Raw genomic sequence first — 11,739 nt, 5'->3', positions numbered from 1 at the left:
TAATCTTAGTTTTCGATGGGTGCCAATATCCTAAAAATTAGCAACACAATCAAATAATAACCTTGAATTAACGTAAGAGTGAACTATCCGATATGGAACATTTCATTCAACTTTCTTATCTGTTCAGGCCTACCCAAAACAATAACTTTGCTCTTTGGCTGAAGTTTTAAATCGGCTTCAGGATTTATAATATAGTTTCCGTTCGGCTCAATGTAGCCGATAATCGTACAGCCGGTCTTTCTTCGTAAATCGAGGTCTCTCAACGAGCTGCCGTCTGAATGGTCGCCAAAATCTTCAATGGCCACTTCCTCGAGGTTGGTGGTATTTTTTCCTTCGGTTCCTAATTTATCCATAAAAGTAATCAGGTCGGGCATTACGACGAGAGAGGCCATATGGTCTCCTCCTATTTTATCTGGCATTATCACCTTATTGGCACCGGCCAGTTGCAATTTCTTTTGGGAAGTAATCAATGAAGCCCTGCTAATAATAAAGAGTTGAGCATTTAATTGCCTTGCCGAAAGTACAACAAAGAGATTGGCAGCATCATCGGGCAAAGCCGCAATCAAGTATTGTGCCCTATCTACCCCCGCACTTATAAGAACTTCATCTTCATTGGCATCACCTTCAACGAACAAGACTTCATCTTCAAATTTCTCGATAATCTCTCGGTCTCGTTCGATAATCACGAAGGGCTTTTTGTAAGCCGTTAAACGTTCGGCCGCCTGCATGCCGTTTCTACCAAAACCACAAACTACCACGTGGTTCTGCAACTTATCGATTTGATTTTTCACTTTTTTCTTTTTTAGAAGTTGAAGCGAGTTTCTGCTCAAAATATATTCGGTAATTACTGAGAGTGCAAACGCGAAAATAAAAACACTCAGAATTATAAGTATGACCGTGAAGACTTTGCCCTCTGTACCTAAGGGCCTAATCTCACCGAAGCCTACCGTAGTAACGGTAATAATGGTCATATAAAATGCTTCGACCCACGAATAATCGGCTATAAGCCAGTACCCCAATACCCCAAAAGCCAAAACCGCCACCATTAGAGTAACGGCCAGATAGATTCTTGAACGGAAGAGATTCAACATATTAAAGGTCAAATACCGAGGTTCTCTTAGTATATAAAAGGTCTTTTATTTTAAGCCAAAATGCCAAAAAGAGATAGAGGGCGAAACCAAAACCTAGCGTTACGAACGTCAGATAAATAAATGAGGTTCGCACTACCCTAGCCCTTATACCCAAACGATCGGCGATCCGACCGCAAACTTCGAATCCGCGTTTTTGCAAGTAATAGAGAAGTTGGTAGAACAGGTTCATTTGGGTCGGTAATAACTATAAAAAGAGAATCGAATCTTAGCAAAGCACAACATCATGCCCTGTACACGGCCAAATTTAAACATTTCCACTTAATAAGCTCGCCCCAATCTGACATTGCAGACATTTGTTAAGTTTACAGTAATTATTATACAATTGTATAGCTCCTTGCCCGTAAAGTGCATTGTTGAGTGGCACATTCAAACCCTGAAAATTTCTAGTAATTACATTTTTTTCACTGGGAATAGCGGACATAATATCTATAATTTGTTCATCGCTATTCTTGCCAATACTTTTCGAATAAAGATATTTAACCGGCAAAATTGAATTGATGATCAAAAGATCAATGAAAGTTTTACTTAACACCTTGGCCCTACCCTTAGATTCTTTACCGAAGGTATAATGGTTGCTCCAATAATCGCTTGCTACCACCTTTAGTATGCCATGCATTTGTTCGGATGTTTCTGCCTCCATCAGTTTTGCGAACAGACCATTGTTAGAATTATATAAATTAGCTAATTGAGATAATCTGATAGTCGGAAAGTTTGAAGGGCGCAGACCATAAAATTCAGGCCTACCCACAAATTTATGACCCATCTCAAACTTAACCTTTAAGAACTCATATTCCTTTTTTAAACCCAAATAATAATCATCTAAAATATCTTCAGCTTCAAGCAATTGTAACATACCGTAAAAAAGGCCCTCTAACGACTGTACGTTCGATTGAACTTTTCTAATTATCTTGAAATCGATAACCTTGGCTAGTTGCATAAAAACAGGTCCATTGACTTTGGATCCAAATCCCTTTAATAATAGAGCAAAAAGAACACCTTCCCAATCATTATTGGTTCGTTTTAAAAGTTCGGCCACTTCAACTGATTTTTGTTCCAGTCGTTCAAAATATAGCCTTTCAAGCCAATTATTCATGTGAAATTCACTGACCGAGCCTATATTGTTTTCACAATTGATGAAGGAAGTGTTTCTTGAATCCATCAATTTTTGATAGGCTGTAAGGAGGGTGTTAGAAATATAGTTTTTTAGCTCTAGGGTAACGAGATGAGTACCTCCCTCCGTGAGAACATGACAATCATGTTGCCAAACGACGTGCAGAATAACATTCTTATAATTGGGGTCTTCTTCATGCTTATGAGCGTACCAATCTGAAGATTTTAGATGTATTTCTAGATTTCCGGCCCACAGTTGACCATCTATCTTTATTTGGGCATTAAAAAAGTCGGGGCCCGCTAATTGATTATGTTGCCCGAAATCAATTATCTCAAGGGCTTCACCGTCGGTAGATTTCAAATCGTGCAATGCCAGTTTCTTATACTTCCAAATAAAATGAAGCAAATCTTCTCGCATAGGGTTATCGGTTATAAAAAAGTTCAGGTACCACAATTAATTAAGAGTACCTGAACTTAAATATACTGGAATAATATTTTATAAGCCTATTCGGCCACTTCACCCTGCCAGTTCATAAAGCCACCTTCTAAATTGTACGTTTTATCAAAACCTACTTCGTTCATAATAGAACATGCTTGAGCACTTCTTGCCCCAGACCTACAATAAACATAGTAAGATTTAGACTTGTCCAGTTTTTCCAATTCATCTAAAAAACCTTGACCTAAATGAATATCGATATTTTGAGCCCCGGGAATATAGCCGTCTTCGACCTCTTCAGGTGTTCTAACGTCGAGAATAAAAGCATTCGAATCTTGCTCTAATTGTTCTTCCCACTCTTCTTGTGATAAATCCATAATGTATGTGTTAAAGCCAAGTAGCATTTATATTACATGGCATTGAATTATTCTAAAAGTATACAGTTTTCAAAATTACATTTTTTTACCAAGAGCAAACAGCAATTCATTTAACAAAAAATTGTGAAGCCAAACTTCAAAGTTATATTCAAAACAACATACATTTGTATATACAATAATTGTAATGACATGAATGTTGAGGAAATAATAAAAACCGAGAAGAAAATTCCACTGCCAAGCAGGACCATCATTCATTTAAGCCTAGTCGCCAATAAAATCAATGAAATAATCACCTGCTCACTTAAAGCCTACGAAATGTCGCTTGAGCAGTTTAACGTTCTGCGAATCTTGAGAGGTCAAAAAGGCAAACCCGCCAACCTTTCTACATTGAACGAGAGAATGATTACTAAAATGAGTAATACCACCCGATTGGTAGACAAACTCATCTTAAAAGGTTTTGTAGACAGGTCTATTTGCCCAAGTAATAGAAGAAAGGTAGAAATAAGAATTACCAAACCTGGAGAAGAAATTCTTCTTGAACTTGATAAAGCCATGCAAAAGGCAGAAGAAAGAATACTAAACAATCTGAATACTAAAGATTTAGAAGAATTAAACAAACTTCTAGATAAGTTTTAAACTAAATATTAAATTTATACAAATGAGTAATTATATTGACAATCTTAACTGGCGTTATGCCACCAAAAAATTTGATAGCACGAAGAAGATTTCTGAAGATGATTTGAGCAAACTTTTAGAGGCTACCTCTTTAAGTGCTTCATCTTACGGATTACAACCATACAAAATTTTAGTCCTGAAAGATGATGATATAAGAGCTAAGCTAAAGCCCGCCGCTTGGGGCCAGTCTCAAATTACCGAGGCTTCGCACCTTATAGTATTGGCAAATCAAACCACTTTCGGCGATGAGCTAGTAGACGACTATTTGACGAACGTTAGTGAGACAAGGGGTATACCTGTGGAAGGATTAAAAGCCTACGCCGATTTAATGAAAGCGAATTTAATGCCTTTAACAGATGAGCAAAAAGCCGCTTGGACGGCAAAACAAGCTTATATAGCATTAGGAAATCTTTTATCAGCTGCGGCAGATCTTAAAATAGATACTTGCCCCATGGAAGGTTTCGATTCGGCCCAATTCAACGAGATTCTCGGGTTAGATGATAAAAACCTAAACGCCGTTGTTCTGGCAGCTGTAGGTTATCGTTCTGAAGAAGATCAAACGCAGCACTATAAAAAGGTTAGAAAATCTACCGAGAACTTGATTACGATTATATAAACATTACTAATTATTAACTAAAATTATTGAAATTATGAAAAAAGGAGTATTTACCTTGGCATTGGCCTTGGTCTTTGGATCAGCAGCTGCGACCGAACCGATTGCCGAAGAAAAAAAAGAAGTAAAGACCGATGCCAGTACTGTTACCTGGAAAGCTTATAAAGTTACCGGTTCTCACACAGGTACTGTTAATTTAGAATCCGGACATTTAGTATTTGACGGTGACCAGTTGACTGGCGGAGAATTCGTGGCCGATATGACCAGCTTAATTTCCACAGATATGGAAGGCGATGGTAAGGCTAAGTTAGAAGGTCACCTTAAAGCTGATGATTTCTTTGGAGTTGAAAATCATGGTACATCTAAATTAGTTTTCACCGAAGTAAAATCTACCGGAAAGAACTCTTACGAAGTAACAGGAGATTTAACCATAAAAGGTATTACCAAGCCTGTCACTTTTGATGTTTCTATTTATGGTAGCAAAGCTACCGCAACCGTTAAGGTAGACAGAACTAATTATGACATCAAATACGGTTCAGGTAGTTTCTTTGAAAACCTTGGTGATAAAACCATCTATGACGAATTCGATTTGGTCGTTGACCTTGAGTTTTAATTAGAAGATACATTTATAATAAACTTGACCTCACAAGTTTTGCCCGCTTTATTATTAAAGCGGGCTTTTTTATTTTCTGATTGACTATTCTAACAATACGCGAGCGTAATGTGACGCGTATATCAACGATTGATTTTAAACCAATTTTTGATTTGCGGTTATAAAAATGATTTCTATATTTGAACCATGCACAACGGAAAAGTAAATACTTGGTGGTGGAACAACTCTCGACAGAATTCGTGAGCGAACCTCCATATAAGTAACATTATAAAGAAAGGCTTGTCAATCACGACAAGCCTTTTACTTTTGAACCCTATTGAAAATGAAGTACAAACTAAAGACCCACTACAAGAAAATACTGGCCGACACCATAACACCGGTCAGCGTTTACTTAAAAATCAGAGATCGATTTCCGAATAGTATTCTTCTTGAAAGTAGCGACTACCATGCAAACGATAATAGTTTTTCATATATCTGCTGCAACCCCATTGCCTCGATTAAGGTAGAAAATGAAACTATATATCATCAGCTTCCTGATGGATCGAATCACGAATCTACCATTGATGCTGAAACCGATGTTGTTCAATCAATTCACGATTTCGGTCAATTGTTCGAGGTCGAAGAACACGACTTTAAGTTTATCAATAATGGGCTTTTTGGCTACATGGCCTATGATGCGGTTCGTTACTTTGAAGATATCGACTTAACAAAGAAAAAAGATTCTGTTGCCATACCCGACATCTATTATGCGGTATACCAGAACATCATTGCTATCAATCACTTCAAGAACGAAGCCTACCTGTTCGCCCATTGCTTTGAAAGCGACGATAATATTTCACAGATTGAGCAGATTCTCAACGTTCGTAATTTCGCCTCTTATAACTTTTCTTTAGAGGGTGAGGCCGCTTCCAATTTAGAAGATGATGAATACCGGGAGCATGTTCGGTTGGCAAAAAAACATTGCCATAGGGGCGATGTTTTTCAACTCGTGCTTTCAAGAAGGTTTTCACAAGGTTTTAAAGGGGATGAGTTTAATGTGTATAGGGCACTTAGATCGATCAACCCCTCTCCCTATTTGTTCTACTTTGATTACGGAGATTTCAAGATTTTCGGAAGCTCGCCAGAGGCACAGTTAATCGTTAAAGACGGTAAGGCAGAGATTCACCCGATTGCAGGAACCTTTAAGCGAACCGGAAACGATGAGCAAGATGCGGTTTTGGCCAGAAAACTAACAGAAGATGACAAAGAGAACAGTGAGCATGTAATGTTGGTCGATTTGGCCAGAAACGATTTAAGTAGAAACGGTAATATGGTAGAGGTTACCAATTATCGTGAAGTTCAATTCTTCTCTCACGTAATTCATTTGGTTTCAAAGGTTACCGGGCATAAAAAAGAGAACATTACGACCATGAAGGTGGTCGCCGATACATTTCCGGCCGGTACCTTGAGCGGAGCACCAAAACATATGGCTATGCAACTCATAGAAAAATATGAGAAGACAAGCAGAGGTTATTATGGGGGTGCTATTGGGTTTATGGACTTTAATGGCAATTTCAATCACGCCATTATGATTAGAACTTTTCTGAGCAAAAACCATCAACTACATTACCAAGCTGGTGCGGGCCTAGTTGCCGCATCGAACCCTGACGATGAACTTCAAGAAACCTACAACAAATTGGGTGCCTTGACCAAAGCATTGGAAATAGCCAAAACCATATGAGCATGAAGAAGATTTTAATGATCGACAACTATGATAGTTTTACCTATAACTTGGTTCACTATCTTGAAGATTTAGATTGTGAGGTTATTGTCAAAAGAAACGACCAACTAACCCTTGAAGAGGTAGATGCTTTTGATAAAATCGTATTATCTCCAGGGCCAGGAATACCTGATGAAGCAGGGCTTTTAAAGCAGATTATTGAAAAATATGCGCCCACCAAGAGTATTTTCGGTGTTTGCCTAGGTCAGCAAGCCATTGGTGAGGTTTTTGGTGCTTCATTAATCAATCTTGATCAAGTATATCATGGCATTTCCACAAAAATAAAGATTGTTAAAAGCGATCCAAATTTTAAAGGCCTTCCTGAAGAAATTGAGGTGGGCAGGTACCATTCGTGGGTCGTGAATACAGAACTGCCCGAGGTATTGGAAGCCACCTCGTACGATGAAAACGGACAGATTATGAGTCTAAGGCATAAGACCTTCGATGTGTCAGCTGTTCAATTTCACCCTGAATCGGTTTTGACCCCTCAGGGCAAAGAAATTCTTAAAAACTGGCTAAACTCCTAAAAAAACAAAGAGAAAGCAGACAATGAAAGAGATACTGAACAAATTGATCAATCATGATTTTCTGTCAAAAGAAGATGCGAAACAAGTTTTGGTCAATATTGCCAAAGGTGAATATAACAGCAATCAAATTGCCGCTTTTCTAACGGTATATATGATGCGCAGCATTACGATAGAAGAGTTGGAAGGGTTTAGAGATGCCCTTCTTGAACTGTGCCTTGCGGTCGACTTATCGGATTATAACCCCATTGACCTATGCGGAACGGGTGGAGATGGAAAAGATACATTCAATATTTCTACACTGGCATCTTTTGTTACCGCCGGCGCCGGAGTACATGTTACCAAGCACGGTAATTATGGGGTATCGTCTAAATGCGGTAGTAGCAATGTCATGGAATTTGTTGGTATCAAATTCAGCAATGACCCTGATTTTCTTAAAAAATCAATTGAAGAGACCGGTATATGTGTATTGCACGCGCCACTTTTTCATCCCGCCATGAAAAATGTAGCCCCCATCAGAAGAGAACTCGCCGTTAAGACATTCTTTAATATGTTGGGGCCCATGGTGAACCCTGCTTTTCCAAAAAATCAAATGGTGGGTGTATTCAACCTCGAATTGGCCAGAATGTATGGTTATCTCTACCAAAATACTGATAAGAACTTTACCGTTCTGCATGCCCTTGATGGTTATGATGAAATATCACTGACCGGAAATACCAAAACAATCAGTAATCATACCGAAAGTATGTTGAAACCCGAAGATTTTGGGGTCAAGACCATTAAAGCTTCAGAAATTGTGGGTGGCGATTCAGTTGAAGAATCGGCACAAATCTTCCTGAATGTTTTACAAGGTAAAGGTACCGAGGCACAAAACAATGTGGTTTGTGCCAATGCAGGTATTGCCATTGCCACCGTTCAAGATTTGAACCCGAAAGAAGGATTTGAAAAAGCTAAGGAATCATTACTGAATGGCAATGCGTTAAATGCGCTGAAAAAATTACAACAGCTAAGTGCTTGAACCGATAATTGATTTAATATGAACATACTTGATAGAATAGTTGCCGATAAACGTATCGAGGTTGACCTTAAAAAATCGGTAATATCTGCCCGCCAACTTGAAAAATCGGTCTTGTTCGGGCGTTCGGGCTCTTCACTAGCAGATGCTCTAAGGTCCAGTAGTTCTGGAATCATCGCAGAGCACAAACGCCGCTCGCCCTCTAAATCGGTCATTAATCAAGGTTTGAATGTTTCAGATGTGGTTTACGGTTATGAAACCGCAGGGGCAACAGGTATTTCAGTATTGACAGACGGAAAGTACTTCGGAGGTTCTTTAGATGACTTGCTATTGGCACGGGCCTCAGTAGAAATACCCATCCTAAGAAAAGAATTTATCATTGACGAATATCAAATATTAGAGGCGAAGGCCTTTGGTGCCGATGTAATTCTTTTGATCGCTTCCATTTTAAGCAAAGAAGAAATTAAGCAGTTCTCTGAGCTGGCAAAGAGCCTACACCTCGATGTATTACTTGAAGTCCATAATTTGGAAGAACTTCAAAAGTCGATTATGCCGAGCTTAGATATGTTGGGTGTTAATAATAGAAACTTAAAGACTTTTGAAGTCAGTTTAGATACCAGTAAAACTTTGGCTACCGAAATTCCTGATGAGTTTGTGAAAGTTTCGGAAAGCGGCATCAGTACTACTGCAGCCATTAACGAACTAAAGACTTATGGATATCAAGGCTTTCTGATCGGTGAAAATTTTATGAAGACAGAGAACCCTGGTATGAATGCCCAAAAGTTTATCAGTGAGCTTGTGGCTGAATAAACGGTATTAAGATGAATTACTTTTATACTAATCCAAAAGAAAAACCTTCAACATTGAGTGATACCGGCCATTTAAAACTTAAAGTTTGTGGCATGAAGCACAACCCAACGGAAATCGCTTCACTGTCACCCGACTATCTTGGTTTTATTTTTTGGGAAAAGAGCGAACGTTATTTTAAGGGTTCGCCGCCACCATTGCCCCATAAGATTAAAAAAGTGGGGGTTTTTGTCGATGCAAGCATAACCTATATTCTACAGAAAATAGAGGATTATAATTTGCTATTGGTACAATTACACGGAAATGAAAGTCCTGAATTCTGTCATGAACTTAAAACGAAAGCTAAGCAAATACAGATTATCAAAGTTTTTTCCATTAAGGATGATTTTGATTTTGAAAAGCTTGAAATATTTGAAACTGTCTGTGATTTTTATCTATTTGACACCAAAGGAAAATTACCTGGAGGTAATGGATATGCATTCGATTGGTCGGTATTAAATCAATACAACTCTACCAAACCCTACTTTTTAAGCGGAGGAATAGGGTTGGAAGAACTAAAATCTATTCAAGATTTTTCAAAAAAACCGGAGGCTCAATACTGCCATGCCATTGATATCAACAGTAGGTTTGAATCAAAACCAGGACTCAAGGTGGTAGATAAGGTCAAGACTTTTAAAGAATTGCTTACTAAAAACGAATTTTAAATGTCGTACAACGCTAACGAAAAAGGATATTACGGAGAATTTGGAGGAGCCTTCATACCTGAGATGCTGTACCCCAACTGCGAAGAGCTTCGTCGCAACTACATCTCGGTAATGAAAGAAGATTCCTTTCAAAAGGAGTTTCATCAATTGCTAAAAGATTATGTGGGCCGCCCTACCCCACTCTATTTTGCCGAAAGGTTATCTAACAAATACAACACCAAAATCTATCTAAAAAGGGAAGATCTTTGCCATACAGGTGCTCATAAGGTGAACAACACCATTGGTCAAATTCTTATGGCCAAGAGATTGGGCAAGAATAGAATTATTGCCGAAACAGGTGCTGGTCAGCACGGGGTGGCCACGGCTACCGTATGTGCTTTGATGGGTATTCAATGTGTGGTCTATATGGGTGAAATCGATATTCATCGCCAGGCTCCGAACGTAGCCCGTATGAAAATGCTAGGCGCAGAGGTACGACCAGCAAAATCCGGTAGTAAAACATTAAAGGATGCCACTAATGAAGCCATTAGAGATTGGATCAATAATCCGGTAGATACTCATTACATTATTGGCTCTGTCGTTGGCCCTCACCCGTATCCGGATATGGTGGCCAGGTTTCAATCTATTATTTCAGAAGAAATCAAATGGCAATTGAAGGAGAAGGAAGGTAGGGAAAACCCTGATTATGTGGTTGCCTGTGTAGGTGGAGGTAGCAACGCCGCCGGCGCTTACTATCACTTTCTTGATAATACCGATGTGGGCATCATCGCCGTTGAAGCTGCCGGCAAAGGAATACACTCCGGTGAAAGTGCCGCTACATCGGCACTTGGAAAAGTCGGTATTATTCATGGGAGCAAAACCTTGCTTATGCAGACCCAAGATGGTCAGATTACAGAACCGTATTCTATTTCGGCAGGCCTTGATTATCCTGGTGTAGGGCCTATGCACGCACATCTTTTTAAATCTGGCAGAGGTGAATTTATATCGATTACAGATGACGAAGCTATGCAAGCCGGTTTATTGCTCTCAAAATTAGAGGGTATTATTCCCGCCATAGAATCATCTCATGCTTTTGCGATTTTAGAAGAACGGAAATTTAACACTGATGATATTGTTGTCATCAACCTTTCGGGGCGGGGAGATAAAGATTTGAATACCTACATTGATTATTTTAAGCTATGACAAACAGAATAACCGAAAAACTTCAACAAGACAAAAAGTTGCTTTCTATATATTTTACCGCTGGCTATCCTGAGCTGAACGATACGGTTGGCATCATCGAGGGGTTAGAGAAAAACGGGGTCGATATGATTGAAATCGGACTGCCTTTTAGCGATCCTTTGGCAGACGGCCCAACGATTCAAGAAAGCTCGACAGCCGCCCTTAAAAACGGAATGACTACCGAGGTGCTGTTTGATCAGTTGAAAGATATTAGGAAAACGGTTTCCATTCCGTTAATTATAATGGGATACTTCAACCCTATGCTACAATATGGTGTAAAGGCCTTTTGTAAAAAATGTGAAGAAATAGGTATTGACGGACTAATTATTCCAGATTTACCGGTGGATGTATACCATGAGGAATACCAGGCCATTTTTGAAAAAAACGGACTCCTCAATGTATTTTTAATTACACCACAAACTCCCGATGAGCGAATTCAATTTATTGATTCCGTTTCCAAAGGATTTATTTACATGGTGAGTTCTGCGAGCGTTACGGGCGCTAAAAGTGGTTTTGGCAAAGAACAAGTTGAATATTTCGAGCGCATTAAGAGCATGAACTTGAAAAATCCGCAGATAGTTGGTTTTGGAATCAGTAATTCAGAAACTTTTGGTCAAGCTACAAAACATGCCAAAGGCGCAATTATTGGGTCGGCCCTCATTAAGCATCTAAATAAAAACGGAGCTAGCAAACTCGATTCATTCGTAAATACTATTAGACAGGAATAAGGACAA

14 protein-coding genes are annotated in these 11,739 nt (G+C 39.0%); 10 read left to right on the top strand and 4 right to left on the bottom strand.

All coding sequences use genetic code 11. The annotated features are described in order from the left end of the window. Nucleotides 1-83: 83 nt before the first annotated feature. From IL356_RS13345 to IL356_RS13335, 4 genes are all read right to left on the bottom strand, one after another. Entirely contained in the window at nucleotides 84-1,091 is a 1,008-nt protein-coding gene (locus IL356_RS13345; protein ID WP_121848076.1) for a potassium channel family protein, read from the bottom strand. Between the two features lies 1 nt (nucleotide 1,092). After that, entirely contained in the window at nucleotides 1,093-1,320 is a 228-nt protein-coding gene (locus IL356_RS20140) for a PspC domain-containing protein (RefSeq protein WP_121848075.1), read from the bottom strand. 75 nt (nucleotides 1,321-1,395) lie between these two features. Then, on the bottom strand, nucleotides 1,396-2,679 hold the full coding sequence (locus IL356_RS13340; RefSeq protein WP_121850634.1) for a DUF2851 family protein: 1,284 nt from the start codon (nucleotides 2,677-2,679) through the stop codon (nucleotides 1,396-1,398). A gap of 86 nt (nucleotides 2,680-2,765) precedes the next feature. Next, on the bottom strand, nucleotides 2,766-3,077 hold the full coding sequence (locus IL356_RS13335) for a rhodanese-like domain-containing protein (protein WP_121850633.1): 312 nt from the start codon (nucleotides 3,075-3,077) through the stop codon (nucleotides 2,766-2,768). Between the two features lie 186 nt (nucleotides 3,078-3,263). Between IL356_RS13335 and IL356_RS13330 the strand changes: the two genes are divergently transcribed. The 10 genes from IL356_RS13330 (at nucleotide 3,264) to trpA (ending at nucleotide 11,733) form a co-directional block, all read left to right on the top strand. Beyond that, complete coding sequence (locus tag IL356_RS13330) at nucleotides 3,264-3,710, top strand: MarR family winged helix-turn-helix transcriptional regulator (RefSeq protein WP_121848074.1); 447 nt, start codon at nucleotides 3,264-3,266, stop codon at nucleotides 3,708-3,710. A gap of 22 nt (nucleotides 3,711-3,732) precedes the next feature. Next, on the top strand, nucleotides 3,733-4,365 hold the full coding sequence (locus IL356_RS13325) for an NAD(P)H-dependent oxidoreductase (RefSeq protein ID WP_121848073.1): 633 nt from the start codon (nucleotides 3,733-3,735) through the stop codon (nucleotides 4,363-4,365). Between the two features lie 34 nt (nucleotides 4,366-4,399). After that, entirely contained in the window at nucleotides 4,400-4,975 is a 576-nt protein-coding gene (locus IL356_RS13320; RefSeq protein WP_121848072.1) for a YceI family protein, read from the top strand. 322 nt (nucleotides 4,976-5,297) lie between these two features. After that, complete coding sequence (locus tag IL356_RS13315; RefSeq protein WP_121848071.1) at nucleotides 5,298-6,695, top strand: anthranilate synthase component I family protein; 1,398 nt, start codon at nucleotides 5,298-5,300, stop codon at nucleotides 6,693-6,695. Nucleotides 6,696-6,697: 2 nt separating this feature from the next. Continuing rightward, complete coding sequence (locus tag IL356_RS13310) at nucleotides 6,698-7,261, top strand: anthranilate synthase component II (protein ID WP_121850632.1); 564 nt, start codon at nucleotides 6,698-6,700, stop codon at nucleotides 7,259-7,261. Nucleotides 7,262-7,283: 22 nt separating this feature from the next. Continuing rightward, on the top strand, nucleotides 7,284-8,276 hold the full coding sequence (gene trpD / locus IL356_RS13305; protein ID WP_121848070.1) for an anthranilate phosphoribosyltransferase: 993 nt from the start codon (nucleotides 7,284-7,286) through the stop codon (nucleotides 8,274-8,276). A gap of 18 nt (nucleotides 8,277-8,294) precedes the next feature. Further along, nucleotides 8,295-9,083: an indole-3-glycerol phosphate synthase TrpC gene (gene trpC, locus IL356_RS13300; RefSeq protein ID WP_121848069.1), complete on the top strand. Its 789-nt coding sequence runs from the start codon at nucleotides 8,295-8,297 to the stop codon at nucleotides 9,081-9,083. An 11-nt stretch (nucleotides 9,084-9,094) separates the two neighbouring features. Next, nucleotides 9,095-9,784 (top strand): phosphoribosylanthranilate isomerase, encoded by a 690-nt coding sequence (locus tag IL356_RS13295; protein ID WP_121848068.1) that lies wholly within the window; start codon nucleotides 9,095-9,097, stop codon nucleotides 9,782-9,784. Continuing rightward, nucleotides 9,785-10,966, top strand: a complete 1,182-nt coding sequence (gene trpB / locus IL356_RS13290; protein WP_121848067.1) for a tryptophan synthase subunit beta — start codon at nucleotides 9,785-9,787, stop codon at nucleotides 10,964-10,966. It abuts the gene before it with no gap. Continuing rightward, entirely contained in the window at nucleotides 10,963-11,733 is a 771-nt protein-coding gene (gene trpA / locus IL356_RS13285) for a tryptophan synthase subunit alpha (protein WP_121848066.1), read from the top strand. Before trpB ends, trpA begins: the two co-directional genes overlap by 4 nt. The last annotated feature ends 6 nt before the right edge of the window (nucleotides 11,734-11,739 follow it).

Source organism: Euzebyella marina, assembly GCF_014855515.1.
Lineage (GTDB): Bacteria > Bacteroidota > Bacteroidia > Flavobacteriales > Flavobacteriaceae > Euzebyella > Euzebyella marina.
Note: the sequence above shows the minus strand (reverse complement) of the source record. Positions and strands in the feature narration are given on the sequence as shown.